The organism is Bauldia sp. (genome assembly GCF_965232525.1).
Taxonomy (GTDB): Bacteria; Pseudomonadota; Alphaproteobacteria; order Rhizobiales; family Kaistiaceae; genus Bauldia.
Genome location: NZ_OZ246980.1, coordinates 976,969 through 1,002,299, shown reverse-complemented (window position 1 = coordinate 1,002,299; position 25,331 = coordinate 976,969). Strand labels below are relative to the sequence as shown.

Annotated in this window: 29 protein-coding genes and 1 tRNA gene; 20 read left to right on the top strand and 10 right to left on the bottom strand. The window is 63.9% G+C overall.

The genetic code is table 11. The annotated features are described in order from the left end of the window. The first annotated feature begins 10 nt into the window (after positions 1 to 10). The 13 genes from ACO076_RS04780 (at position 11) to ACO076_RS04720 (ending at position 10,673) form a co-directional block, all read left to right on the top strand. Positions 11 to 913, top strand: coding sequence for an alpha-D-ribose 1-methylphosphonate 5-phosphate C-P-lyase PhnJ (locus ACO076_RS04780; RefSeq protein ID WP_421726673.1), 903 nt, complete (start codon positions 11 to 13; stop codon positions 911 to 913). Then, positions 910 to 1,692: a phosphonate C-P lyase system protein PhnK gene (phnK, locus tag ACO076_RS04775; RefSeq protein WP_421725586.1), complete on the top strand. Its 783-nt coding sequence runs from the start codon at positions 910 to 912 to the stop codon at positions 1,690 to 1,692. The genes ACO076_RS04780 and phnK overlap by 4 nt, the downstream gene beginning before the upstream one ends. A gap of 2 nt (positions 1,693 to 1,694) precedes the next feature. Further along, the gene (gene phnL, locus ACO076_RS04770; RefSeq protein ID WP_421725585.1) at positions 1,695 to 2,399 is read left to right on the top strand and encodes a phosphonate C-P lyase system protein PhnL; all 705 of its coding nucleotides are present in this window, start codon (positions 1,695 to 1,697) and stop codon (positions 2,397 to 2,399) included. Continuing rightward, positions 2,396 to 3,061 carry a DapH/DapD/GlmU-related protein gene (locus tag ACO076_RS04765; RefSeq protein ID WP_421725584.1) on the top strand — a complete coding sequence of 222 codons (666 nt, stop codon included), beginning with the start codon at positions 2,396 to 2,398 and terminating at the stop codon, positions 3,059 to 3,061. The genes phnL and ACO076_RS04765 overlap by 4 nt, the downstream gene beginning before the upstream one ends. Before the next feature lie 69 nt (positions 3,062 to 3,130). After that, a complete protein-coding gene (gene phnC / locus ACO076_RS04760; protein ID WP_421725583.1) occupies positions 3,131 to 3,958 on the top strand; it encodes a phosphonate ABC transporter ATP-binding protein in 828 nt (275 codons plus the stop codon). A 38-nt stretch (positions 3,959 to 3,996) separates the two neighbouring features. Then, the gene (gene phnD, locus ACO076_RS04755) at positions 3,997 to 4,995 is read left to right on the top strand and encodes a phosphonate ABC transporter substrate-binding protein (protein WP_421725582.1); all 999 of its coding nucleotides are present in this window, start codon (positions 3,997 to 3,999) and stop codon (positions 4,993 to 4,995) included. Between the two features lie 60 nt (positions 4,996 to 5,055). Next, complete coding sequence (phnE, locus tag ACO076_RS04750) at positions 5,056 to 5,877, top strand: phosphonate ABC transporter, permease protein PhnE (protein WP_421725581.1); 822 nt, start codon at positions 5,056 to 5,058, stop codon at positions 5,875 to 5,877. A gap of 68 nt (positions 5,878 to 5,945) precedes the next feature. Next, entirely contained in the window at positions 5,946 to 7,085 is a 1,140-nt protein-coding gene (locus ACO076_RS04745; RefSeq protein ID WP_421725580.1) for an alpha-D-ribose 1-methylphosphonate 5-triphosphate diphosphatase, read from the top strand. Next, positions 7,058 to 7,642, top strand: coding sequence for a phosphonate metabolism protein/1,5-bisphosphokinase (PRPP-forming) PhnN (gene phnN / locus ACO076_RS04740; protein WP_421726672.1), 585 nt, complete (start codon positions 7,058 to 7,060; stop codon positions 7,640 to 7,642). Before ACO076_RS04745 ends, phnN begins: the two co-directional genes overlap by 28 nt. A gap of 36 nt (positions 7,643 to 7,678) precedes the next feature. Beyond that, positions 7,679 to 8,494, top strand: a complete 816-nt coding sequence (locus ACO076_RS04735; protein ID WP_421725579.1) for an ATP-grasp domain-containing protein — start codon at positions 7,679 to 7,681, stop codon at positions 8,492 to 8,494. Positions 8,495 to 8,627: 133 nt separating this feature from the next. Then, positions 8,628 to 9,386, top strand: a complete 759-nt coding sequence (locus ACO076_RS04730) for an SDR family oxidoreductase (RefSeq protein WP_421725578.1) — start codon at positions 8,628 to 8,630, stop codon at positions 9,384 to 9,386. Positions 9,387 to 9,468: 82 nt separating this feature from the next. Then, entirely contained in the window at positions 9,469 to 10,323 is an 855-nt protein-coding gene (locus ACO076_RS04725) for a cell wall hydrolase (protein WP_421725577.1), read from the top strand. 86 nt (positions 10,324 to 10,409) lie between these two features. Continuing rightward, a complete protein-coding gene (locus tag ACO076_RS04720) occupies positions 10,410 to 10,673 on the top strand; it encodes a hypothetical protein (RefSeq protein ID WP_421725576.1) in 264 nt (87 codons plus the stop codon). Positions 10,674 to 10,683: 10 nt separating this feature from the next. Here ACO076_RS04720 and ACO076_RS04715 read toward each other — a convergent pair whose 3' ends face one another. From ACO076_RS04715 to epmA, 4 genes are all read right to left on the bottom strand, one after another. Further along, complete coding sequence (locus ACO076_RS04715; protein ID WP_421725575.1) at positions 10,684 to 11,403, bottom strand: cytochrome c biogenesis CcdA family protein; 720 nt, start codon at positions 11,401 to 11,403, stop codon at positions 10,684 to 10,686. A gap of 7 nt (positions 11,404 to 11,410) precedes the next feature. After that, the gene (locus tag ACO076_RS04710; RefSeq protein WP_421725574.1) at positions 11,411 to 11,818 is read right to left on the bottom strand and encodes a thioredoxin family protein; all 408 of its coding nucleotides are present in this window, start codon (positions 11,816 to 11,818) and stop codon (positions 11,411 to 11,413) included. A gap of 110 nt (positions 11,819 to 11,928) precedes the next feature. Beyond that, positions 11,929 to 12,999 carry a lysine-2,3-aminomutase-like protein gene (locus ACO076_RS04705; protein ID WP_421725573.1) on the bottom strand — a complete coding sequence of 357 codons (1,071 nt, stop codon included), beginning with the start codon at positions 12,997 to 12,999 and terminating at the stop codon, positions 11,929 to 11,931. After that, positions 12,996 to 14,039 carry an EF-P lysine aminoacylase EpmA gene (epmA, locus tag ACO076_RS04700; RefSeq protein ID WP_421725572.1) on the bottom strand — a complete coding sequence of 348 codons (1,044 nt, stop codon included), beginning with the start codon at positions 14,037 to 14,039 and terminating at the stop codon, positions 12,996 to 12,998. The genes ACO076_RS04705 and epmA overlap by 4 nt, the downstream gene beginning before the upstream one ends. Before the next feature lie 116 nt (positions 14,040 to 14,155). Here epmA and efp point away from each other — a divergent pair, with 116 nt between their 5' ends. Continuing rightward, positions 14,156 to 14,722 (top strand): elongation factor P, encoded by a 567-nt coding sequence (efp, locus tag ACO076_RS04695; protein WP_421725571.1) that lies wholly within the window; start codon positions 14,156 to 14,158, stop codon positions 14,720 to 14,722. 1,275 nt (positions 14,723 to 15,997) lie between these two features. Beyond that, entirely contained in the window at positions 15,998 to 16,432 is a 435-nt protein-coding gene (locus ACO076_RS04690) for a hypothetical protein (protein ID WP_421725570.1), read from the top strand. 17 nt (positions 16,433 to 16,449) lie between these two features. Here ACO076_RS04690 and ACO076_RS04685 read toward each other — a convergent pair whose 3' ends face one another. From ACO076_RS04685 to ACO076_RS04675, 3 genes are all read right to left on the bottom strand, one after another. Then, complete coding sequence (locus tag ACO076_RS04685; RefSeq protein ID WP_421725569.1) at positions 16,450 to 16,740, bottom strand: hypothetical protein; 291 nt, start codon at positions 16,738 to 16,740, stop codon at positions 16,450 to 16,452. 154 nt (positions 16,741 to 16,894) lie between these two features. Continuing rightward, the gene (gene solA / locus ACO076_RS04680; protein ID WP_421725568.1) at positions 16,895 to 18,031 is read right to left on the bottom strand and encodes an N-methyl-L-tryptophan oxidase; all 1,137 of its coding nucleotides are present in this window, start codon (positions 18,029 to 18,031) and stop codon (positions 16,895 to 16,897) included. A 32-nt stretch (positions 18,032 to 18,063) separates the two neighbouring features. Then, positions 18,064 to 18,657: a hypothetical protein gene (locus ACO076_RS04675; RefSeq protein ID WP_421725567.1), complete on the bottom strand. Its 594-nt coding sequence runs from the start codon at positions 18,655 to 18,657 to the stop codon at positions 18,064 to 18,066. A gap of 146 nt (positions 18,658 to 18,803) precedes the next feature. Between ACO076_RS04675 and ACO076_RS04670 the strand changes: the two genes are divergently transcribed. From ACO076_RS04670 to ACO076_RS04660, 3 genes are all read left to right on the top strand, one after another. Further along, entirely contained in the window at positions 18,804 to 19,463 is a 660-nt protein-coding gene (locus tag ACO076_RS04670) for a cytochrome c oxidase assembly factor Coa1 family protein (protein ID WP_421725566.1), read from the top strand. A gap of 79 nt (positions 19,464 to 19,542) precedes the next feature. Then, on the top strand, positions 19,543 to 20,238 hold the full coding sequence (locus tag ACO076_RS04665) for an HdeD family acid-resistance protein (RefSeq protein WP_421725565.1): 696 nt from the start codon (positions 19,543 to 19,545) through the stop codon (positions 20,236 to 20,238). 37 nt (positions 20,239 to 20,275) lie between these two features. Further along, positions 20,276 to 21,250: an aldo/keto reductase gene (locus ACO076_RS04660; protein WP_421725564.1), complete on the top strand. Its 975-nt coding sequence runs from the start codon at positions 20,276 to 20,278 to the stop codon at positions 21,248 to 21,250. Positions 21,251 to 21,259: 9 nt separating this feature from the next. Here the strand turns inward: ACO076_RS04660 and ACO076_RS04655 are convergent, their stop codons facing one another. The 3 genes from ACO076_RS04655 to ACO076_RS04645 all read right to left on the bottom strand — a co-directional run bounded on the left by ACO076_RS04655 (position 21,260) and on the right by ACO076_RS04645 (position 23,025). Next, positions 21,260 to 22,279, bottom strand: coding sequence for a Gfo/Idh/MocA family protein (locus ACO076_RS04655; RefSeq protein ID WP_421725563.1), 1,020 nt, complete (start codon positions 22,277 to 22,279; stop codon positions 21,260 to 21,262). 184 nt (positions 22,280 to 22,463) lie between these two features. Then, positions 22,464 to 22,539, bottom strand: a tRNA-Ala gene (locus ACO076_RS04650). 78 nt (positions 22,540 to 22,617) lie between these two features. Beyond that, positions 22,618 to 23,025, bottom strand: a complete 408-nt coding sequence (locus ACO076_RS04645; RefSeq protein ID WP_421725562.1) for a TIGR02300 family protein — start codon at positions 23,023 to 23,025, stop codon at positions 22,618 to 22,620. Between the two features lie 166 nt (positions 23,026 to 23,191). Here ACO076_RS04645 and aroA point away from each other — a divergent pair, with 166 nt between their 5' ends. Further along, positions 23,192 to 24,544 carry a 3-phosphoshikimate 1-carboxyvinyltransferase gene (aroA, locus tag ACO076_RS04640; RefSeq protein ID WP_421725561.1) on the top strand — a complete coding sequence of 451 codons (1,353 nt, stop codon included), beginning with the start codon at positions 23,192 to 23,194 and terminating at the stop codon, positions 24,542 to 24,544. 10 nt (positions 24,545 to 24,554) lie between these two features. Then, positions 24,555 to 25,187: a (d)CMP kinase gene (gene cmk / locus ACO076_RS04635; RefSeq protein WP_421726671.1), complete on the top strand. Its 633-nt coding sequence runs from the start codon at positions 24,555 to 24,557 to the stop codon at positions 25,185 to 25,187. The last annotated feature ends 144 nt before the right edge of the window (positions 25,188 to 25,331 follow it).

Genomic DNA, 25,331 nt, shown 5'->3' with positions numbered 1-25,331 from the left:
TCTTGACGCCATGGCCAACGATCTGCCGGCTGAGGGCGGTTCTGACGCTGCCTACAACTTTGCCTATCTCGACGAGCAGACCAAGCGGATGATCCGGCGGGCGCTGCTGAAAGCGGTCGCGATCCCGGGCTATCAGGTGCCGTTTGCGAGTCGCGAGATGCCGATGCCCTATGGCTGGGGCACGGGAGGCGTCCAGGTGACCGCGGCGATCCTCGGTCCGGATGACGTGCTCAAGGTGATCGACCAAGGCGCCGATGACACCACCAATGCCGTTTCGATCCGCGCGTTCTTCGCAAAGACCGCCGGGGTTGCGACGACGACACGGACGGAGGATGCAACCGTCATTCAGACCCGCCACCGAATCCCCGAGGCACCGCTGAGCGAGGATCAGATTCTGGTCTATCAGGTGCCGATTCCTGAGCCGCTGCGGTTCCTGGAGCCTCGGGAAACGGAAACGCGTGCCATGCACGCCCTCAGCGAATACGGGCTGATGCATGTGAAGCTCTACGAGGACATTGCCCGGTACGGACATATCGCCACGACCTACGCCTATCCGATTGAAGTCGACGGCCGCTATGTGATGGATCCCTCGCCGGTTCCCAAATTCGACAACCCGAAGATGAACGATTGCCCGGCCCTGCAGTTGTTCGGGGCGGGGCGCGAGAAGCGCATCTACGCCATCCCGCCCCACACCCATGTCCGCTGCCTCGACTTTGAGGACTATCCGTTCTCGATCCAGGCGTTCGAGGAACCGTGCGGTCTGTGTGGCGCGACCGGCGTCTACCTTGACGAGGTGATCCTCGATGATCGCGGTGGTCGCATGTTCGTTTGTTCCGATACCGATTTCTGCGAGCGACGGCGGGCTGCGGGTCATCGCGGCCGTCAGGCCGGTGAGTTGGAGGCGGGGTCGTGAGCGAGGCCGAAGCGCCCCTTCTGCGGGCCGAAGGGGTGACCCACTTTTACGGGCGCCGCGTTGGTTGTCGTGATGTAACTTTCGATCTTTGGCCGGGCGAGGTTCTCGCCGTCGTCGGTGAATCGGGCTCCGGCAAGACGACATTGCTGAACTGCCTCGCCGCCCGCCTCTCGCTGGCCGCGGGGAGTGTGCGCTACCGGATGCGCGATGGTGAAACTAGGGATCTCGCAACACTGAGTGAGGCTGAGCGGCGCCTGCTGATGCGGACCGATTGGGGTTTCGTGCATCAGAATCCGGCCGATGGATTGCGGATGACGATCTCCGCTGGCGCCAATGTCGGCGAGCGGCTCATGGCGATCGGCGATCGACACTACGGCCGCATCCGGGAAAGCGCAGTCGATTGGCTTGGCCGCGTCGAAGTCGCGGTTGACCGCATTGATGATGACCCGCGCAGCTTCTCCGGCGGAATGCGCCAACGCCTCCAGATCGCACGCAATCTCGTCACGGCACCCCGACTGATGTTTATGGATGAGCCGACTGGTGGCCTTGACGTGTCGGTGCAGGCGCGCCTCCTCGATCTGCTCCACCGGCTCGTCAGTGATCTCGGGATGGCTGCGATCATCGTCACCCACGACCTTGCCGTGGCGCGCCTTCTCTCCCATCGCATGATGGTCATGAAGGACGGTGCGGTGGTCGAAAGCGGACTAACCGATCGGGTCCTCGACGATCCGCGAGAGCCATATACCCAGCTTCTTGTCGCCTCGATCCTCCCGGTTTGAGCATGACTCCTCGCCTCGAACTCCGCGACGTCGCCAAAAGCTTCACCATGCACCTGCGGGACGGTGTTCATATCCCAGTGGTTCGCGACGTCACGCTGACGGTTTCGCCTGGTGAGTGCGTTGTGCTCGCCGGACCGTCGGGCGTCGGCAAGAGCTCAATCCTCAAGATGATCTACGGCAACTATGAGATCGGCTCGGGGATGATTCGACTGGCAACCAACGGCGGTTTTGTCGATATCGCTGCCGCGCCGCCGCGAACGATTCTTGCCGCGCGCCGATCGACGGTCGGCTATGTCAGCCAGTTTCTGAGGGTCGTCCCGCGGGTGGCAACACGAGATATCGTCGTCGAGCCTCTTCTGGCGCGCGGCATCGATGCCGATGAAGCGCGGACACGGGCGGAAGAAATGCTCGGCCGACTGAACTTGCCGTCGCGGTTATGGGGCCTCCCGCCGGCGACTTTCTCGGGCGGAGAACAGCAGCGGGTCAACATCGCTCGCGGTTTCATCGACGACAAGCCGTTGTTGCTGCTCGACGAGCCTACTGCTTCCCTTGACGCGGTGAACCGCCAGGTTGTCATCGACCTTATCCGATCGGCCAAGACGCGCGGTGTCGGCTTCCTGGGAATCTTCCACGATGAGGACGTCCGCGATGCGGTCGCCGACCGGCTTGTTGACGTCCGCGATTTTGCGGTCGCGACAACGGCGTGACCCGACTCGGCCACACCCCGACCATCGCGGCGACCGCGCAGGTCGAAACCTGCCGCCTGGGCCGCTACACCGAAATCGGCGACCGAACCCGCATCGCTCATAGCCAATTGGGTGACTACAGCTACATCATGGAGGACGGCCAGGTCCTGTTTGCCGACATCGGACGGTTCTGCTCGATTGCCTCCAACGTGCGGATTAATGCACCGAACCATCCGACATGGCGTGCAAGCCAGCACCACTTCACCTACCGCTCCGAGGATTACTTTGCCGGCGAAGAAAAGGATGAGACCGTGTTCCGTTGGCGCGAGGACAACAGCGTGACAGTCGGCCATGACGTTTGGATCGGCCACGGCGCAATTGTCACCGCCGGGGTCGTCATCGGCGACGGTGCTGTGATTGGTGCCGGCTCGGTGGTCACGCGCGGCGTCGAACCTTATGCGATCGTGGGCGGAGTTCCGGCCCGCCCGATCCGGGCGCGATTTCCAGCACCGGCCGCCGAACGACTTCGCGCTTTGGCGTGGTGGAACTGGCCGCATGAAGATATCCACCGGGCACTCCACGACTTCCGCGCGCTATCGATCGAGGATTTCCTGGAAAAATATGAGCGAAATCAGAGATTTGACACAGACGCGGACGCCGACACAAAAGCGTCACCGAACTGAGACCTGACGGTCAGAATAGACGGGTAGCCAAGCCGCTGACCTCAGTCTCCCAAGCTTGGATGGCAGGTGGTGCCGGCTGTTTCTGTCAAAGGACTGACCAAGACTTTCGGCAAAAAGAAAGCCCTGTGCGGGATCGACCTGACCGTCGAGCGGGGCGAGATGGTGGCGCTCATCGGGGCGTCAGGATCGGGCAAGTCGACCCTTATTCGCCACGTCGCCGGCCTTGATCGCGGCAGCGAAGGCCCCTGCTGTATCGATGTCTATGGCCGGCGCCTGCAAGAAGGCGGCCGGCTCAGTCACGAAGCGCGGGACATCCGACGCGAAATCGGGGTCATCTTCCAACAGTTCAATCTCGTTGGTCGGCTTCCCGTGATGACCAACGTGTTGGTTGGTCACCTCGGCCACATTCCGACTTGGCGAGGTACGCTCGGCATGTTCAGCCGCAGCGAAAAAGAAGCGGTGATGGCGGCCTTGGCGCGCGTCGGCATCGCCGAAACCGCGCGGCAGCGGTCCTCGACCTTGTCTGGGGGCCAACAACAAAGGGCGGCAATTGCCCGGGCGCTGGTTCAACGCGCTCGGCTACTTCTCGCTGACGAACCAATCGCGTCTCTCGATCCAGTGTCTTCGCGGCGGGTGATGGAGACGCTGTCCGAAATCAACCATGCCGACGACATCACGATCGTCGTTTCACTGCATCAGGTGGAATATGCACGCCGTTTCTGTCCGAGAACCGTCGCGCTCCGCGACGGTGAGATCGCCTATGACGGGCCGTCGATTGATCTGACCACCGACGTTCTGCGCGATCTGTATGGCGAGGCGTCTGAGGAACTGATCCTGCCTGATGCCCCGGCGCGGACCGAACCGCCTGTCCGGGAGCCGGCTCTGGCCACCGCCTGAACCAAACCGCCTTCGTTTACCCCAAGAGGAGACCAACCATGAACCTTCTGCTCAAGAGCGTCGCCGCGACTGCCATCGTCGCGTCGCTGTCGACAGCGGCGTTTGCCGAGACGGCCGAAATCAACTTCGGAATCATCTCGACCGAGTCCCAGCAAAACCTCAAGACCATCTGGGACCCCTTCCTTGATGCGATGACCGAGGAGACGGGCCTGAAGGTCAATGCCTTCTTCGCCTCGGATTATGCCGGCGTCATCGAGGGCATGCGTTTCGGCAAGGTCGACGTCGCCTGGTTCGGCAACAAGTCGGCGATGGAAGCCGTTGATCGCTCGAACGGCGAAGTCTTCGTCCAGACGGTAGATGTCGAAGGAAACCCCGGCTACTGGTCGCTGCTGCTCGCCAACGTCGATAGCCCGCTGTCTTCTCTGGAGGACGCGCTGGCTTGTGACCAGTCGCTCGACTTCGGCATCGGCGATCCGAACTCGACATCCGGCTTCCTGGTTCCGACGACGTTTGTCTTCGCGGCGAACAACATCGATCCGAAGCAGTGCTTCAAGACGGTGCGCAACGCCAACCACGAGACCAACCTGATGGCGGTTGCCAACAAGCAGGTCGACGTGGCGACCAATAACACCGAGAACCTCCGCCGCCTTCAGGTGACCAATCCGGAAGCCGCCGCCAAGGTCAAGATCATCTGGCAGTCGCCGCTGATTCCGTCCGACCCGATCGTCTGGCACAAGGAGCTTGATCAGACGACCAAGGACAAGATCATGACCTTCTTCGTCGGCTACGGCCGCCTTGGCACACCCGAGGAGGTCGAAACGGCCCGCGGCGTCCTGGAGCCCTTGGGTTGGGCCCCGTTCCGGCCGTCTTCGGACGCGCAGCTCTATCCGATCCGGGTCATGGAGATCACCAAGCAGATTTTCCAAGTCCAGGCCGATGACTCGATGTCGGACGCGGACAAGACCGCCAAGGTGAAAGAGCTCGAGGCCGAGAAAGCTAAGTACGAAGATCTGATGGCGAAGATACCGCAGGTCTAGATCCGGCGTCGCAGGCATTGGGCGGCGCGGTTAGCGCCGCCCTTACTGTCTGGTGACAACATGACCACCGACGTCGCTCTGCGAAGCCGCTCGGGAAAGCCCCCGGCGCTGCCGGCGCGAGACTGGGGCCGCACGGCGTTCAACTTGGTCGTCTGGGGCGGTCTGGTCGCGCTCCTGGTCTGGGGCTGGGCGCCGGCGGAGATGTATCGCGTGGTGAACCTGTTCACCGACGCGAGCAACATGGCTGACTACGCCAGCGGCTTCCTTAGTCCCAGTTTTCGCGACATCGACTACTACATCGAAGAAATCATCCTGACGGTGCAGATCGCCATCTGGGGGACGGTTCTTGCCGTCATCGCCTCGGTGCCGTTCGGCATCCTCAGTTCCAACAACATGGTGCCGTGGTGGGTCTACCAGCCGGTTCGCCGTATGATGGACGCCTTCCGCGCGATCAACGAGTTGGTCTTCGCAGTCCTGTTCGTGGTAGCGGTTGGGCTCGGGCCGTTCGCCGGTGTCATGGCGTTGTTCATTCACACCACGGGGGTTCTGGCCAAGCTGTTCTCGGAGGCCGTCGAAGCGATCGACCCTCGGCCGGTCGAGGGGATTCGGGCAACCGGCGCGTCCAAGGTTCAGGAAATCGTTTATGGCGTCATCCCGCAGGTGATGCCGTTGTGGCTTTCATTTTCGCTCTACCGGTTCGAATCGAACGTGCGCTCTGCCACCGTCCTCGGCCTCGTCGGCGCCGGAGGTATCGGACAAGTGCTGTTCGAATCGATCCGCGGCTTCTATTATGCCGAAACCGCGGCCATCCTCATCGTTGTCATCATCACGGTCACGATTGTTGACCTGATATCACAGCAACTCCGCAAAATGGTGATTTAGGAAGGCCGTCGTCCCGATTGGTACTCTCAAAAAGAGTCAGCTCCGGATGACGCCGAACGAACGACGCCATGATCGAAACCGTCTTCCGAAACGCGCGCATTGTCCTTGCCGACACCGTCCATGACGGCGACTTGGTGGTCCGCGACGGCACAATCGCCGAGGTCGGCGACCGTGGAAGCAGTGACGACGGTGTCGACATGGAGGGCGATTGGCTGCTCCCGGGACTGGTCGAGCTCCATACCGACCACCTGGAAAGCCACTACGCGCCGCGCCCGCAGGTCCGCTGGAACGCGGCGGTGGCAGTCCAGGCTCACGATGCCCAGATTGCGGCGTCGGGAATCACCACGGTGTTCGACGCGCTGCGGGTCGGCATGGACGAGGACGCCCGGCTGCGCTCCGAGGACATGCGTCAACTGGCGGACGCAATCGAAGCGGGAAAGAGTCGTGGTCGACTCCGTGCCGACCATCTTATTCATCTGCGGTGCGAGGTGTCGGCCGCGGACGTGATGGATGGGTTCGCGCTGTTCGCAGATGACCCGCAGGTCCGGCTCGTCTCGATGATGGACCACACGCCGGGCCAGCGTCAGTTCACGTCAATGGACGCCTACCGGATCTACTATCAGGGCAAGACCGGCATGTCGGACGACGAGTTCATGGCCTTCGTCCGGCAGCGGCAGGAGCATGCCGGCCGGTGGTCGCCAGGGAACCGCAAGGCGTTGTCGGAGGCTTGCCGCGCCCGGGGGATCATCCTTGCCAGTCATGACGACGCCACCGAGGCCCATGTCGAGGAGGCAGTCGAGCACGGTGTCGGGCTCGCCGAATTCCCGACCACGATGGAAGCCGCACGCGCGTCCCGTGAGGCCGGCCTCAAGGTTCTCATGGGCGCCCCCAACATCGTTCGCGGTGGTTCTCATTCTGGCAACGTCGCTGCCGGCGATCTCGCCGATGCCGGGCTCCTTGATGTCCTGTCGTCGGACTACATCCCCTTCAGTCTGCTCCAGTCGATTTTCATGATCGCCGATAGATCCGGTTCGATCGATTTGCCGGCCGCTGTCGCGTTGGTATCGGCCAACCCGGCCGCCGCCGCCGGTCTCGATGACCGTGGTGAAATCGCACCGGGGAAGCGAGCCGATCTGGTACAGGTTCACATCGATGACGGTGTGCCCGTCGTCCGGTCGGTCTGGCGCCAAGGTCGCCGGGTCGTCTGAGGTGTCATCCGAACACGGGCCGTGGCACGCTGATCCTGGTGGTCGGTCCGAGCGGCGTTGGCAAGGACACGCTGATCGATCACTGCCGGCGGCATCTGACGAAAGATTCCTCTTTCGTGTTTCCGCGACGGAGCATCACCCGCGACGACACCGCCGCCGAGGATCATGACGTCTTGTCGGAGGAGGCGTTCGACGCCCAGGTGGAGGGCGGCGCTTTTGCCTTGCATTGGGGCGCCCACGGCCTCCGGTATGGAATCCCGGCCGGCATCGCCGCGGATCTGGCCGCCGGGCGGACCGTTGTGGTCAATGTCTCGCGAACCGTGGTCGATGACGCGCGCAAGCGCTTTCAGCCGACCATCGTTGTGTCGCTCGTGGCCCCGGCGGCTGTGTTGGCCGAACGGCTGCGGAAACGCGGTCGCGAAACCGAAGCCGACATCGCAAGACGGCTCTCTCGCGAAGTCGGGAGGATCGTCGATGGCGAAGACGTCATGTCAATCGATACCTCGGGCTCGATCGAGGATACTGGAGCGACTTTGTTATCTATCCTCCGCGGCTAAAGTGGGTGGAAAGCAAGACAGTTTTCCGTCGATCAGATGAAGAACCTTCCGGTCACGTGGATACTTCAGTCCAACGCTATCGGTCAGGGCGACTACAACGCGCTGACCAAATCCATAGGGACTTTGGGGTGCCGCCTCGAAACCCTGCGGGTTATTCCCTTTGACCATGAACCCGCGGAGCCATTGCCAGACATAGATGGCCCCTGCATCGTCTACGGTTCAAGCGGCCTCTTGAGGATTGCTCGCGAGAACGATTGGATACCTGGCGGTTGGGACGGCCCCGCTTTTGCAGCTGGCGAAACTCGCGACAGGCTCGGCGAGATCGCATTGAACGGCGATGCCGTCACCACAACTTGGTCGGATGCAGCTCGAGTCGCCCGCCAAGCCGGATGGACGAAGGTGTTCATCAGGCCTGATTCCGAAACGAAAGAATTTCCAGGCAAAGTCTACGGTTTGCCGGACCTCGAGGCCTGGGCGAGCAAACTTGTTCGAGTGGGGTATTTTGATAACAACGACAACGCAGCTTTGGTCGGACAGGCTTGGGATCTCGGTCGGGAATGGCGAGTCTTCGTTGTCGATGGTGAGCTTGTCTCCTTCTGCCAGTACGCTGATGGGGGCATTCCCACGCAATCAGCAGGCGCTCCGGACCATGTCCTGGAGTTTACCAATACAGTCGTGAGCCTCTACGCGCCGGCACCCTGTTTCGTCGTTGATATCGCGGAGGTTCCTGGCCGCAAAGGCACCGATCTCCGAGTGGTTGAATTCAATTCGATTAACTCTGCTGGTTTTTACCGGTGCGACATTCCCCGCATCGTCGAACGGTTGAGCGAGTTCGCAGTGACGTGCCAGTAGGCCTTCGACCGCTTGCGTCGGGACAAAGATGCGATCGCCGGCCCGCCCACTACGCCTAAAACTTGTCGGTATCCGCGCTACGTCAGGCCGTGTACAAACGCCGGTTCAAAGCTAGCGAACACGGAGCAAGAAAATGGCTGAGTCTCGGGGGGTTGCGGTGGTGACCGGTGCCGGCAGCGGTATCGGCAAGGCGAGCGTCCTGGCGTTGGCGGGCGAGGGTTATGCCTGCGTTCTGGCCGGTCGCCGCAAGGAACCGCTGGAATCAGTGGCGGCCGAGATCGCCGACCTTGGCAGCAAAGCCATAGCGGTGCCGACGGACGTCGGCAATCCAGACTCGGTGACAGCGCTCTTCGCGGCTGCCAAGTCAGCGTTCGGCCGGGTCGATGTCGTCTTCAACAACGCCGGCATCACCGCCCCGCCGGCGCCCATTGAGGACGTCGCGTTCGCCGATTGGCAGGCGGTGGTCGACGCCAACCTTAACGGTTTGTTCCTCTGTGCTCAGGCCGCATACCGGGTGATGAAAGCGCAAGATCCCCAAGGCGGCCGGATTATCAACAACGGTTCGATCTCGGCGACGACCCCCCGTCCCAATGCGATCGCATATAACGCCACCAAGCACGGCGTCACCGGCATCACCAAGTCCATCGCGCTCGAGGGGCGGCCGTACAGCATTGCTTGCGGACAGATCGATATCGGCAATGCTGCGACGGACATGACCCAGAAGATGACGGGCGGTGTGCTCCAGGCCGACGGCAGCCTCGCGACTGAGCCTCGAATGGACGTCAAAGCGGTAGCCGACGGGATCGTCTACATGGCGAGCTTGCCGCTTGACGCCAACGTCCTGACGATGACGGTGATGGCAACCAACATGCCATTTGTCGGTCGCGGATAGCTGATGAGAACCGCAGCGACTTGCAGTTTGACGCCTGTTTCGGCTATTTCTTAACAGAATGGAAATACCGGGGTCGACATATATGGGGCCGACGCGGTCGGCGGGCGTTCCGCGTCCGACAATCTTCCTGATTTTTCTGGCTGTATGTCTGGTCGCAGCGGCGTCGACCACCCGCTGGGCATTCTCCGAGCGGCGCGTTGTCGATGTTTCGGCGGTCGATGTTCGGCAGAGCCATGCGGTCGTCCGAACCGTCAAGGCCGACCTTGAATCCCTAGCAATCCGACCGACCTTCGACCGACTGTGGCCGGCTACCGAGGTCGCCACGGAAGTCGAACCGGTGGCTGCTGACGCCGGGCCGGCGGCGGTATCTATGCCGGTGCTGGCCTATGCGTCCGTCGGCGATGCGCTGGACACCCATCCGATGTTTGACGCTGTCTTCGCGGATCCCTCGGGCGCCGAACACGTTCTGCGCCGGGGGTTCAAATGGGGCGATGTCGCGGTCGACCCGGTCGCGTTTTCGGCAGCTTCCCCGGGCGAGGCTCGCTGCCTTGCCCACGCCGTCTATTTCGAGGCGCGCGGTGAGGACCGGATCGGACAAACGGCCGTCGCTCAGGTCGTGATTAATCGCGTTCGCAGCCGTCGTTACCCGGATACAATCTGCAAGGTCGTCTATCAGAACGAGCACAAACGGCATCGCTGCCAGTTCTCGTTCGCGTGCGATGGCAAGGCCGAACGGGTTCGCGATCGCCGCGCTTGGGACAAGGCGATGGCGGTAGCGCAGGAAGTACTCGCCGGCAGCGACCTGCAGCACAGCCCGCTGGGGAGCGCCACCCACTATCACGCGGTGTCGGTTTCGCCGTTCTGGGCGAGCAAGCTGCGAAAAGTCGATCGGATCGGCCAGCACATCTTTTATTCTTACGTGGGCCGACGCGGCTAACGCCTCATATTCGCGCCTTTGACCTCGCTCAAGTGACGCAGCGTGCCACCGCGCGATACTGTACGCAGTCAGATCAGGGAATCAGGATGAACCATCGTCATCGCAAGATCTTGCATGCATTGTTTGCGCACCCGATCAGCGGCAATATCAACTTCAAGAATGTCGAACACATGCTCGTCGAGTTGGGAGCGGAGATCGACAATCGATCCGGCGCACGGATCGGCATCAAGCTGAACGGGCACACGATCGCCGTTCATCACGCTCACAAGAGCCTGCCGATTGACGAGGTCGTTCAGGTCAGGAAGTTCTTGGAAACGTGCGGTATCGATCCCGCCGACTATCCGCTGTGATGCGGTTGGTTCAGAACCTCGTCGTCAGCGTCGTCAGCCAAGCCGGCGAGGCTTCAACCAAGCGCGCCTCGACGACCTTGTCATACCCGGTGAGGATCAAGGCGCCGACGCCAATCAACACGACGCCGAGCGCGAGTCGGATGCCCCGGCCGGCGTTCGACATCCTGTTTCGCCACTTCAGCAGCGCTTCGCGCGACAGCAGGCCGAGCAACGCCAACGGCGCCGCCGCACCGAGCCCGAACACGATCATAGTTGCGGCTACTTGGCCAAGATTCTCGCCCTGGGCCGCAAGCACCGAGGCGGCGCCCAGCGTTGGCCCGACGCAGGGGATCCAGACGGCGCCGAGCAAGAGGCCAAGGCCGAACTGACCGCCCATCCCTCCGGTGGAGAAGCCGCCGAACCGCTGCTCGGTCCATTGACTCACCGGACCGGTGGCGACGGCCAATCGTGTCTGCAACACCGGCGCAACCAGCACTGCACCGAACGCGATCATGATGACGGCCGCGATGGCGCGAAAGATGCCTTCGTGAATGCCGATGGCAAAACCGATCGTGGCTACGAACAACCCGATCACTGTGAACGACAGGGTTAGACCGGCGGCGAGCGCCATCGGCGCCAGTCTGTGTTCCGACGTCGCCGTGCCGAGAACGATCGGCAGCAGCGGCAGAACGCACGGCGAGAGAACCGAGAGAATCCCGGCGAGCAGCGCAAATCCAAGGGTACCGATCATCGCTGGACTAGACGCCTGACTCCAGCAATGTCTGGATTGCCGATTCGCGGGTGTCGCCGACGATGCGCCCCCTCTCGGAGCCGTTCTTGTAGACGATCAACGTGGCCTGCAGGCGGGCGCCGAGTTGCCGCATGATGTCCTTTTCGCTGTCGTAATCGACAACGAAGATGGTGTAGCCGGCATAACGGGGCTTAGCGAGAAGTTCGGCGACAATGGCTCTTTGAACCTTGCATGTCGGGCACCAGGGCGCAGTGATGTCGATCAGAACCGGCCCACCCTTAGCCCGCGCCATGTCGAACGCGGTCCAGTCGAAACGGAAGGCTTGCGCGGCATGGCCGGTCGTTGGGCCGGCGAATCCGATGCCGGCCGCGGCGGTGCCCGCGACCAGACCGAGGACAGTGCGACGAGTGATCATGCAGCGCTCCCGGGACTATAGATCGGCGCTGACACACTAGCCGCGGCAGCATTTTTGGACCGATCACGATGCGTCGGTTTCAGATCAAAAATCCGTGGGCATCGTCCGCATCACTCCGGCGGATAGCAATGCCGCTGTCCGCGGAAATCCTCGACGGTTCTAGGCTCGCGGATGTCATCGACGGCGCTGGGCCCGATAGGCGCCTTGCCGTGGCCGCCGGGAATGTCGAGGACATAGGTCGGCTGGCAGAGGCCGGATACGTGGCCGCGCAGCGCTTTCATCAACGATCGTCCATGGGCGATGGTCGTCCGGAAATGGCTGGTTCCGGGGGCGAGATCGCCATGGTGCAGGTAGTAGGGCTTGATCCGGTTTTCGACGAAGGTGCGCATCAGCATCGCCAGGGTTTCGGCGTCGTCGTTGACGCTGGCGAGCAGCACGGTCTGGCTGACCAGCGGGATTCCGGCTTCGGCGAGACGAGCGATTGCCGCCCGGGATTCGCCCGTGAATTCAGCGGGATGGTTGGCGTGGACGGCGACCCACGTGGCGATATCCGGGTGCTCTAAGCTGGCGACAAGCTCGGCGGTGACGCGGCCCGGCGCGACCACGGGTACGCGGGTGTGGAACCGGACGATCCGGACATGGGGAACTGCCGCAAGCGCCTGAATCAGCTCGGCAATTCGGCGCGGCGCGGCGACCAACGGATCGCCGCCGGAAACCACCACTTCCCATACCTCCGGTCGATTGCGGATGTAGGCCAGTGCCGCGTCGAGATCGGGGATAACTTTTGTCCCAGCCTGGGGACCGACCATCTCGCGGCGGAAGCAGAAGCGGCAGTAAACTGCGCAAACATTGACGAATTTGAGCAGGACCCGGTCCGGGTAGCGGTGGATTAAGCCGGGGACAACCTCGTGGACATCGTCGCCGATCGGGTCCGCGGATTCGGTGTGGGAAACGGTCAATTCGGCTGAATCGGGGACGAACTGGCGGGCGATCGGATCGTGGGGGTCAGCAGGGTTGATGAGGTCGGCCATCTCCGGCGTGATCGCGATCGCGTAGCGGTCGGCAACCGATTGAAGCTGCTGGGCTTTTTCCGCCGTCGTCAAGCCGGCCTCGGTGAGGTCCGCGAGCGAACGGAGGGTCCTGCGGGCCGGAAACGGAACGGTCTTCGCCGCGTCGGTCATGATCGGTCGTACTCCGTATCTACCGGATTCCATTGCACTTTTTCGATTGAGTCGGCGCCGGTCAGGAGCATCACCAGCCGATCCAGGCCGAGCGCCACACCGGCCGCCTCGGGCATCTCCGCGAGGGCCTCGAGAAAGTCCGGGTCGATCGGGTAAGTCTCTCCGTAGACACGGATTTTTTCGCTCATTTCGGCTTCGAAACGGCGCTTCTGCTCGGCCGGATCGGTGAGCTCGGAGAAGCCGTTGGCGAGCTCGACCCCGCACGCGTAGAGCTCGAAGCGTTCGGCCAGACGCCCGTTCGACGCCTTGCGACGGGCAAGCGACGCCTCCGCGACGGGGTAGTCGACAAGCACCGCCGGCCGCGCGACACCGAGTGTCGGCTCGACGCTTTCGACCAACACCCGGGCGAAGAGATCCGACCAGGTGTCGTCGCCGGCAACCCGGTGACCCGCCTCCCGCGCTCGGGCAGCGAACCGCGCCGTGTCCCCGTCGACAGCGGCGAGATCGATCCCGGCTTGGCGGACGAAGGCGTCGTCGACGGTGATCCGTGTCGCGGGCGCGAACGGGTCGGCGGTGACGCCGCGCCAGGTCATCGCGCTCGCGCCGATCACTCCGGCCGCGACCTGGAGGAGGGCGAGACAGTCGGCGATCACCGCGTCATAGGTGGCGCCCGTCCGATACCACTCGACCATCGTGAATTCCGGCGCATGCAGCGGCCCCTGTTCCCGGTTGCGGAAGACGCGGGCGAAGGCGACGATTTTGTCCTCGCCGGCGGCGAGCAGCTTCTTCGCCGCGAACTCCGGCGAGGTGTGGAGGTAGCGGGTGCGGCGCGATCCGTCCGGCCCGATCAGCTCGGTGGCGAAGGCGTGGAGATGGGCTTCGTTGCCGGGCGAGACCTGGAGCGCCGACGGCTCGATCTCAACGAAGCCCTCACCCGCGAACCACGCGCGCAACGCGGCGGTGATCCGGTTGCGGGCGAGGAGGAACGGGCGCCGATCACGGTGGCGATCAGGCGCCCACAAGGGCGACGGCTTGGTCATCGGACGGGTTTATTGTAGACGCTGGCGTTGACAGTCAACGCGCGTGCGCGACGCCAGACAGACGAGCGCTGTCGGCCGTGACGCCGCCTCCGTATCCAGAAGGACAGGATTCCCCCGTGAAAGTCATCGCCAGCCAGATCCGCAAGGGCAACGTCGTCGAGGTCGACGGCCAGCTTTATGTCGTGCTCACCGCCGAGAATTTTCATCCCGGCAAGGGTACGCCGACCACCCAGATCGACATGCGGCGGATCTCCGACGGCACCAAAGTCTCGCAGCGCTACAAGACCACCGAGCAGGTCGAGCGCGCCTTCATCGAATCCCAGGATTTCCAGTACCTGTACGAGGATGCCGACGGCTACACCTTCATGAACGGCGAGACCTACGACCAGGTGACGGTGCCGAAGGCGATCGTCGGCGATCAGGCGCCGTATCTGCAGGAAGAGATGAAAGTGAAGCTCAGCCTCTACGAGGGCAACCCGGTAGCGATCGAGTTACCTCAGCGAGCGACGTTCGAGGTGGTCGAGACCGAGCCGGCGATGAAGGGCCAGACGGCAGCGTCCTCCTACAAGCCGGCGGTCTTGTCGAACGGGGTGAAGACGACGGTGCCGCCCCACATTGCGCCGGGCACCCGGGTGGTGGTGATGACCGCCGACGGCTCGTATGTGGAGCGGGCGAAGGATTAGGGCCCTGTCCGATGGTCTTGGCGGCTATTTCAACAAGTCGTATTGACTTTCACGGGAAAAGTTAAAACTAAAAACCCTTCGCCACACTCACACTGCCAATAAGTTTCCTCAGCGCCATTTTTGCAGGTTATTGCCGGGTCCGGCGATGAACAGTGAAGATTGACTGGCTTCCTGGGCGAAGCCTTGGTTCCACAATAAGCGTTAATGACGATTTTTCCCGTACTTTGTTTATCATCAATGCAATGAACACCGGGCGCAGCGTTACAGTAATTATCTACGGTCGCTGATTGTGCTGATGGGACGCCAATGAAGAAGAGGGGAGACAGACTAACAACGAACGCTGAGTTCCGGATCATCTCGAGCTCCCTCAATCCCTGGCGCCTGATCTTTGACGAGACGATAACCGCCCGGCAATCAGAATTCATAACATGAAGTCGACAGCCGCGAAGGTCGAATCTGACAGCCTTATACCGAGGTGCGGGGCCTGGAAGCCCGAACCTCGAAGGACATAATACGGCGCTATCGCGGTCGTGCTTCTCCGTAAAGGATAACGCCCCTCACCAACTCCGCCCAAGCGATGGAGCCGGAACGTCTGAATGCTACAGCGGTACCGGACGTGCGTCTTTCGAGGCTCGCCTTGCTGCACGCCCGTCAAGCCGGCGGCAGTCTCTCTCCTGCAAAGAAAAAGAAAAACCGCTCATTCCCGCGGAGGTGGGAATCCAGATAGATAAACCGGCCTTGGCCCGGGCTGGGTCCCCACCTGCGTGGGGACGAGCGGAGGTGATGGGGTGCCGGGGGTGCGTCTCGCCAGGCACCGAACACCCGCCTTCGTCATGCCCGGGCTCGTCCCGGGCATCCACGTGAACACTGTCGCTGCCGAAAAAGACGTGGATGGCCGGAACAGGTCCGGCCATGACGTTGGTGTGAGTCGTCCGGTGGTGTGTCCCCGATCGCGCCGGGCGGCTGGGTCTATTCCGCAAGGGGAGGGGAACAGAGTGCTCATTCCCGCGGAGGCGGGAATCCAGATCAGCCTTATCGTATCACGCGAGAACTGGGTCCCCACGTGCGTGGGGACGAGCGGCGGGTAGGGGCTGCGGGTGCTAATGGAACGCATATGGGGGCGCCGCCGCCGCTGGAGGCGGACGCGCCCGTCGTCCTGCCCGACGCAGCCGGGTGCGCCGCTGTCCAAACGCGCGGTGAGGTGTGGCCCGCCAGTGCGCCGGCTTGTAAGGTCTCCCGCCGTCTTCGCGCCTATCTGATCACCGGGAGATCACCTTGAACCGCACAGCCATCGCCGCCTGCCTCTTCGTTGCCGCCGCGACCCAGGCAACCGCTGAGGATATCCCCGACCTGATCGGAACGTGGAACATCGAAATGTCCGCCATCGGGCACCGACATCCCGTCGACCAACGGGCGGAACAGCCGCGTATCCTGTTTGAAGGATCGACCGCGGCGGTGATCGACTGGCAGGAGGGGGTGTTGTTCTCGGGACGGGACGTGCTGGAGGATGTGCCGGATGGCTTCGACAGGGTCGACGGCGAACTGCTTTCGGGCGTCATCGGCGCCGACAACACGACGGTCTTCATGGTCGATGATAACGGCACCATCACCTGCACCCTCATATCGCCCAACCAGATGAACTGCATCTATGGGCACATCGAGGAGAGCGCCTCCGTCGCCGCGATCGTGAACTGGACCAGGGAGAACTGACCCGCTGCGGTTTCGACTCACGCGGGCCGGTCCACTGACGGTCGGGCGTCCGCAACCAGGACCCGGCGGGCGATGGCCTGGGTGGCAGCGAGGTAGGCGTCCTGCGACCAGCCGCAGTCGCGGGTGAGGTGTTCCCAGTTGCGCACCGAGAGCAGTGTCCACAGGAGGTCGGTCGCCTGCTCCGCCGTGTAGTCCGGTGACAGGTCGCCGTCGCGGGCAAGTGCATTGACCGCCGCCGCGCAGCCGTGGCGGACCGCGGCCATGCGGTCGGCCCAGGCGGCGCCGGCTTCCGCGTCGGTGTCCGCCATCGCCATCAGCGCCCGGCCGACCCCGTAGATCTCCGGGATGCAGCCGCCCCAGGCGGCGACGAAGGCATCGAGGCGGGCGCGGCCGGTCTTCGCGGCGCGGCTTTCCGCCCGCCGGGCCTGTCGTATTGAGCGCTATTCTCGCGGCTGTCGTCGCTCAGGCGACGGCGAGGCCCGGCCGGTCGAGGCCCAAGAATTCGATCGGCTGGGCGGTCCTTCCGGCAAGCGCAAGGTCGGCGAGGACCTCGCCCAACACCGGCGCGAACTTGTAACCGTGGCCGGACAGCCCGGCGGCGAACACTACGCCCGGATGATCGGGGTGCCGATCGACGATGAAGTGCTCGTCTGGCGAGACCGTATAGTAGCAAACGGCATGGTCGACCGGATTGGTGGTGACGGTCGGCAGGCAGGCGCGGATGAAGGTTTCGACCCGCGCACGGTCGTCCGGCTCGACCGCCTTATCGTCGGTGAGCGGGTCGGCGATGTCGACGCCGCCGGTGTGCTCGGCGACCTTGACGCCACCGCCCTCGACCGCCGGGAAGCCATAGAACAGGCCGTCGGCGGTCTGGAAGAAGAAGCACGGACAGTCGGCGTCAGCGGTCATCGCCGGATCGTCGCAGGCGTACCAGTGGAGGTGCTTGCGGCGAACGAGAAGCGGGATCGCCAGATCGGCGAGCAGATCACGCGCCCAGGCGCCGGCGGTGATCACCAGTCGGTCGGCGCGGTAGCTGCGGTCGGTGGTCTCGACGACGAAGCCGTCGCCGTCCGGCCGCCAACCCGTCACCGAGGCGCCCGTGACCAATTCGGCGCCATGTGTCTGGGCGAGGCGCAGATAGGCGCACACCGACCGCTCGACGAACAGGAACCCGGCGTCGGCCTCGAACACCGCCTCGGCGCTGTCCGGGAGCCGGAACGGCCAGCGGGCGGCGGTTTCTTCGCCGGTGAGATTGTCGAGCGGCAGGGCGTGATCTCGGGCGGCGGCGCGAACGCCGGCGACCAGGACACCGTCCGGCGGTCCGGATTCAACAAGACCCACCCGACGGAACAGGGTCTCGCCGGCTTCCGCTTCCGCCTCGGCCCACAAAGCGTAGGCGCGCTCAAGCAGCGGCACATAGTCCGGATGCTCGAAATAGGCCTTGCGGATGATGCGGGTCTCACCGTGAGAGCTGCCATGGGCATGGCCGCCGGGAAAGCGGTCGAGGCCGATCACCCGCGCGCCGCGCCGGGCGAGCTGATACGTCGCGGCGCTGCCGATCCCGCCGGTACCGATGACGATGACGTCCGCGTCCCCCATGGGTTCAGCCATGGCGGAGGCGGTGTCTCGGGTCAATGGTGCGATCCGCCCGCCCTACGCTGCAGGCCGGTGAGCAGATGATAGACTTTGTCGCCGTCCGGGATCGCGCGGAAGCCGACCTTGACGAAGCCGAGCGCCTGGAGGTTGCTGACCGCAAAGACGCTTTCACGCCGCTCGGCGAAATAGATATCGGCAAGTGCGCCGGGTCGGTAGTCGATCTCGGTGCCGGGGCCGACAACGTAGCTCTTCACCCGGCGGCGCCGACGGCCGCGGCCGATCAGCGCCCGTTTGTCGGTGACGGCGTAATAGGTGCGCGAGCGGCTGATCACGTCCCAGATGACCGGGGCGACGGTCCATACGACGCCGAAGAGCAGCAGGGCGGCGCCAAGCGTTGGCGACAGCGCGGCGCCAAGGGTGTCATCACGGGTTCGCCCCGGGCCGAGGACCAGATAGGCGAAAACGCCGAGAAACAGGGCACCGAACGCCAGCTGGCGAATCCGGATGGAATCGAGCCGGAGGCCACGCGCCGGGCGGCCTTCCCAAAGGATGTGCTCGTCTTCGTTGAGATAGGGCCGCCAGCGATCCGGGTCTGCGGCCGGTGTGTCGTTCGGATGATTGCTCTGCACTGGCGATGCCTCGGACTACCTAGCGTTGGATCGGTCGTCACACGTTCCTGATTGGACACCGAAGCGCAACCCCTTGGTGCTATGTCATGGTTGTATTCAAACGCGCGCCGTCATTTCTCCGTGCGCGACAATCGAGGGAACCGAACATGCCCCTGCCAGGTCAGCCCCGCGACGAGCCGATCCCACCCAGACTCGACCGCTGGAATTGGGGTGCGTTCCTGCTGAACTGGATCTGGGGCATTGGCAACAGCACCTACATCGCCCTGCTGATGTTCATCCCGGGCGTCAACCTCGTCATGGTGTTCGTCCTGGGCGCCAGGGGCAGCCGGTGGGCGTGGAGAAACCGAATCTGGGCGGACGAAGATCATTTCCGCAGGACCCAACGCAACTGGGCGCGCGCCGGCGTGATCGTCCTGGTGGGCCTCGCCCTGTTCATTCCGGCGGCGTTTTTCGGCATGCTCACATTGATGACGAACACCGACGCCTATCGCCAGTCGATGGAGATCATGCGTACCGACCAGCGCGTCATCGCCGTGATGGGAGAACCGATCGAGGCAGGTTGGTTCGTGACCGGGAATGTCAGCCTCAACAATGACGACGGGACGTCCGAACTGTCGATTCCCGTGTCAGGGCCAAAGGCCAGCGGGCGCCTCATCAGCCGGGCGACAAAGACGGACGGCGTGTGGACCGTCAACCAACTCGCGCTTCTGATCGATGGACAGTCCGAACCCATCGTGCTGATCGGTGGGGGGCGTTCCACCAGCGCGTCCGGCGACGTGGCGCTTCTGACGGCCGGCGGAGACTGATCCGCCCGACTTCCGGAATCGTCCAGAACGTGCGACGTTTGGATCAGCACATCCGGGCCCGTCGCGGGAGAAGAGACCCATGGCTAAAGTGTCATTGGAAGCCGCCGCCGAAATCATGCGCCAGGCAATGCGCGATACCGTCAAGCGGCATTCGCTTTGGTATCTGGTCCAGGGCGCGCTGATGATCCTCGGCGGCGTCCTCGCCCTGCTCTTTCCGATTTTTGCCTCCGAGGCCGTGGTCGTTCTGCTGGGCTGGGTGCTGATCATCTCAGGTATCGTCCAGGGGTTCAGCATCGTCGGCGCGCGGGCGGTCCCGCATTTCTGGCTGCAACTGGTGTCGGTCGGTTTGTCGGTGGTGGTCGGCATCCTGTTCCTGTCGAGCCCGGAAGGCGGACTGCTGACCCTGACCTTCCTGCTCATCGTCTTCTTCATGGTCGAAGGCATCGCCAAGATGATCTTCGCGCTCACCATCCGGCCGTTCCCGAATTGGGGCTGGGTGCTGGGGAGCGGGGTCCTCGGCATCCTGATTGCAATCTTCCTGTGGGCGAATATCTCGATCGTTGCCCCATGGCTGCTCGGCCTGCTGCTCGGCATTCAGCTGATCGCCGAAGGCGCGGCGCTCGGCTATCTTGCTTGGCGCGTGCGCCATGCGCCGAAACCGGCCTCCGCCAAGGCCGCGCCGAAGGCGGCTCCGCCGCCGCCCTCGCCCGAACCGCAGGCCCCGCCGCAGGAATCGGCACCGGGCATGTCGCAGCCGGACAAGCCGGCGGGCTGACCGTCGGAACAACCCACCAGAACCAAACGGCGACCCCATGCAATTCAAGCCTTTCGGCCGGACCGGCGTCCAGGTCTCGGAACTGTGCTTCGGCACCATGTCCTTCGGCGGCGATGCCGACGAAGCGGAGTCGGCGCGGCTCTACGCCGCCTGCCGGGACCGTGGCATCAACTTCTTCGATACCGCTGATGTCTACTCCGATGGCTTGTCCGAGGAGATCCTCGGGCGATTGGTAGCCGGCGACCGGAACGAATTGGTCATCGCGTCGAAATGCTTCGGCCCGATGAGCGACGACATCAACGACCGAGGCACCAACCGACGCCACATCGCCGCCGCCGTGGAAGCGAGCCTGAAGCGGCTCGGGACCGACCGGCTCGACGTGCTCTTTATGCACAAATGGGACGAGACGGTTCCGCTCGAGGAGACACTGCGTGCGCTCGACAAGCTCGTCGCCGACGGCAAGGTGCTTTATCTCGGTGCCAGCAATTATGCCGCTTGGCAGATCGCGCTGGGGTTGGGAATCGCCGACAAGCGCGGCTGGCCACGCTTCGACGTGCTTCAGCCAATGTACAATCTGGTCAAGCGCCAGGCGGAATCGGAAATCCTGCCGCTCGCCGAGGCGCAAGGCCTGGCGGTGATGCCCTATAGCCCACTCGGCGGTGGTCTGCTCACCGGCAAATACGCCGGCGACGCGCATACCTCGGCGAGCCGGCTGGTGGCGAATGCCATGTACGCCAAGCGCTACCGGGAGGACTGGGAGCGCGAAACGGCCGCCGCCTTTGCCGCCTTCGCCCGCGACCGCGGTTTCCACCCGGTCAGCCTCGCCGTCGCCTGGGTGGGGTCCCACCCGGCGATCACCTGCCCGATCGTCGGCGCCCGCAACGTGGAGCAGTTAGTCCCCTCGCTGGATGCGGTCGACGTTCTGATGACATCGGAACTCAGGGCGGAGATTTCAGCGCTGTCGCGTCGTCCCGCGCCGGCGACCGACCGCGCCGACGAGGTCGACGACTGAGACGACCGCCTACGGCTTCTCCCACTGGCCGGTTTCGGCGGAGCGGAAGACGGCGTCGAGGACGCGGGCCTGGCGGATCGCATCTGAGAGACCGAAGGTCAGTTTCTCCTGGCCGCGCACCACCCGTGAGAACCACTCGCCCTGAAGCTGATACTGGTCGGCCTTGGGCAGTTTGATCATCTTGGCGGAGGCATCGGCGAACTGTTTGCCGTTGTCGAGATAAAGCTTCATTGCGCCCCCCTGCGGGGCGTTGAACGGAATCTCGACCTCGAGCCGCGCCTTGTCGCCGAGCACCTGGACGCGCTGATAGGCGGTCGCCTGGGTGGAAACTGAAAAAGTCATGTGCCGGCCCTTGCCGAAGTCGATCACCGCGCTGGTCGTCCGGTCGGTTTTGAACTTGGGATCACGGTCGATCAGGCCGAAGCAGCGCACCGGCTCGGCGCCGAGCAGGAATCGGGCGGTGACGATCGGATAGCAGCCGATGTCGTAGAGCGCACCGCCGCCGATATCGGCCATGTTGCGCACGTTCTTGGGATCGACGTTGTAGTAGCTGAACAGTGTGTTGATGGCGCGGATCGTGCCGAGCCGGCCGCTCTGGACTAGGTCGCGTGCCTTCAGCCATTGGGGGTGGCAGCGGACCATGAAGGCTTCGGCGATATGAACCTTGCGGGCGACGCCGCGCATGGTCTTGGCCTCGTCGCCTGACAGCGCGATCGGCTTCTCGCACAGCACGTGCTTGCCCTTGGCGGCCGCTTCCAGCGTCAGCGGGACGTGGAGGTGGTTGGGAAGGGGGTTGTAGACCGCCTCGACCTCAGGATCGTTGAGCATGTCCTCATAGGAGCCGTAAGCGACCGGGATGCCGAGTTTCTTGGCCCACCGGCGCGCTGTCGGCTGGGTCCGCGAGGCGATCGCCCGGACGTCGATGATACCGCTCGCCATCATGCCCGGGATCACCTTCTGGGTGCCGATGTTGGCGGTCGAAATAACGCCCCAGCGGACCGGGTTCTTGGTTGTTGCAGGTTTTGCCACGTCCATCGCCTCCCTTGGATACTGGCCGCCGGTTGGCCCGGCTACGACCGCGTCCCGGGGGCCTTGGCAGCCGGCGGGACGTGTCGATCTACGCTCGTCGTTTACCCGATCAGCGTTCACCCAGCGCCGGCGCCGGCGCATCGTTGGGAGCCGGACGCTGTCGTTACGCCTTAACGCGGTGGGGTGGTGGAGCCAGGCGGAATCGAACCGCCGACCTCTTGAATGCCATTCAAGCGCTCTCCCAACTGAGCTATGGCCCCTCCGGGATTCGGAGACCGGCGCCCGAACTCGGCGCCGCCATCCGCATTCCATAAGTGCGGCGCCTTAGCGAATCAAGGTCACCGTTCTTCTTCGTCGACTTCGCCGATGATATCGGAGACGTCATCGCCCTCTTCGTCGTCGGTCTCGAGGAAGGTGTCGCTGTCGTCGTTCTCGCCGATCGTCTTGTCGTCGTCGCCGTTATCGTCGTCGGTTTCGACCTCGACCTCGACAGCGCCGGTATCGGCGGCTTCCTCATCCGCTTCCTCCAGCGAAACGATTTCGGCGCCTTCAGCCGGCGCCTCTTCCTCCTCTTTCTCCTCGCTCTCCTTGGCCTTTTCCTTAGCGGTGGCCGGGCTGACCTTGGCGGGCGCCAGCTCGAAGACCGTGCCGCAGCTCGGACAGATGATGGGATTGCGATTGAGGTCGTAGTACTTGGCGCCGCAATTGGGGCAGACGCGCTTGGTGCCGAGTTCCGGTTTCGCCACTTCACTTGCCTCGTCGGAAGCGTAGAAGGGGCCTCCCTTAATGCCAGCGACTTGAGCTGTCAAAACCAAATCTCCGTCGCCGGTATCTGCGGATGACGGGCATGGCCGGCTATGCTATCCGACCCCCGCCGATCCGCGGCGAACGATCCGGAGCTCTCCGCCAATCATGACCGACGAGACCGACGCGAAACCGCTCAAGGCGCTCCGCTCCGGACCGCTTCAGGGGAGCTTGCGCCCGCCGGGTGACAAATCGGTCTCGCATCGCGCGCTGATGCTCGGTGCGACTGCGTCCGGCCAATCCGAACTGACGGGCGTCCTCGAGGGCGAAGACGTTCTCGCCACCGCCGGGGCAATGCGTGCGTTCGGGGCCAAGGTCATTCGCGAAGCGCCCGGGCAATGGCGGGTCGATGGCGTCGGGGTCGGCGGCTTTCTCGAGCCGGAGGGCGTTGTCGATTTCGGCAATTCGGGGACCGGCGTGCGCCTGGCGATGGGTCTCGCCGGGATTCAGGGTTTTGCCACCACGTTCACCGGCGATGCATCGCTGGTCGGTCGGCCGATGGGGCGTATCTTCGATCCGCTCCGCCGCATGGGGGTGCAGATTCTGTCGCGGTCCGAGGATCGTCTCCCTGCGACCCTGAAAGGGCCGGATACCCCCGTCCCGATCGAATACCGGGTGCCGGTCGCCTCGGCGCAGGTGAAGTCCGCGGTTTTGCTGGCCGCGCTGAGCACCCGCGGCACCACGACCGTGATCGAACCGGTGCCGACCCGTGATCACAGCGAGCGGATGCTGGCGGCGTTCGGCGCGGCGATCGAAACCTCGGTCGGAGAAGACGGTGCGCGCACCATCACCATCGAAGGCGGCCTCGACCTCAAGCCGCAGGCGGTGGTGGTGCCGGGCGATCCAAGCTCCGCGGCCTTCGCCATCGTTGCCGGCCTGATCGTTGAGGGTTCCGAGATCGTCGTCGAGAACACAATGCTCAACTCGACCCGGACCGGGCTGATCGAAACGCTGCAGGAGATGGGCGCCGATCTCACCATCGATAGTCGCCGGACGGTCGGCGGCGAGGATGTCGGGGACATTCGTGTCCGTGCCTCGCGACTGAAAGGCGTGACGGTCCCGCCGGAGCGGGCGCCGTCGATGATCGACGAATACCCAGTTCTGTCGGTTGCCGCCGCCTTTGCCGAGGGCGAAACGCGGATGGAGGGGATCGGCGAACTCCGGGTCAAGGAATCCGACCGGATCGCCATGACCGCCGCCGGGCTGGAAGCCAACGGCGTGAAGGTCGAGACCGGGCCCGACCTGATGGTGGTCGAGGGCGCTGACGGTCCGCCGCCGGGCGGAGGGTTCGTGGCGACCGCGCTCGATCACCGGATCGCCATGAGTTTCCTGGTGCTCGGCCTCGGGACGGTCGAGCCGGTGACCATCGACGATGCTGCGCCGATCGCGACCAGCTACCCGGCCTTCCGCGATTCGATGGCGGCGCTCGGCGCGCGGTTCGAGACCGGTGCCGACGCCTGATCACGCACCGCTGCTGATTGCCATCGACGGTCCGGCCGCGTCGGGGAAGGGAACGCTCGCCCGCCGCCTCGCGGCTCATTATGGCTTATGCCATCTCGACACCGGTCTGACGTTTCGCGCCGTCGGGGCAGCACTTCTCGCCGCTCATCGTGCGCTTGACGACGAAGCGGCCGCAGTCGCGGTCGCTGAGCAGCTCGACCTCGCATCGCTCGATCGCGAGCGGCTCAACCGGCATGGCATCGGCGAGGCGGCGTCGCGGGTGGCGGTCATGCCGGACCTGCGATCTGCTCTGGTCTCCCGCCAGCGCGCGTTCGCCCATACGGGCGCCGGCGCAGTGCTGGACGGACGCGACATCGGCACCGTCGTGCTTCCCGATGCGGCCGCCAAGCTGTTCGTTACCGCCGATCCCGCGACCCGGGCGCGCCGCCGCGCCGCCGAGATCCGGTCGCGCGGCGGAACGGCGAGGGATGCCGATATTCTCGCCGATCTGTCGCGGCGCGACCGCCGCGACGCCGAACGGGCGGTGGCCCCTTTAAAACCAGCCCCCGATGCTTACTTGCTCGACACGACCGGAATGGATATAGAAACCGCGTTTCGCTCGGCTGTGGATATCGTCGATCAGGCGAGAGACGAGCGCGCGTGACGGGGATGCCGAACGGCATCGCCCGCTTTTTACGTTATCCGAACGGCCGGACGAGCCGCCGCGAGGCGGTCAGCACTGAACCGAGACTACCGAGATGATGACCTCAAGCGCCGCTCCGCGTCGTGTGGGGATCAGACAGCAGGT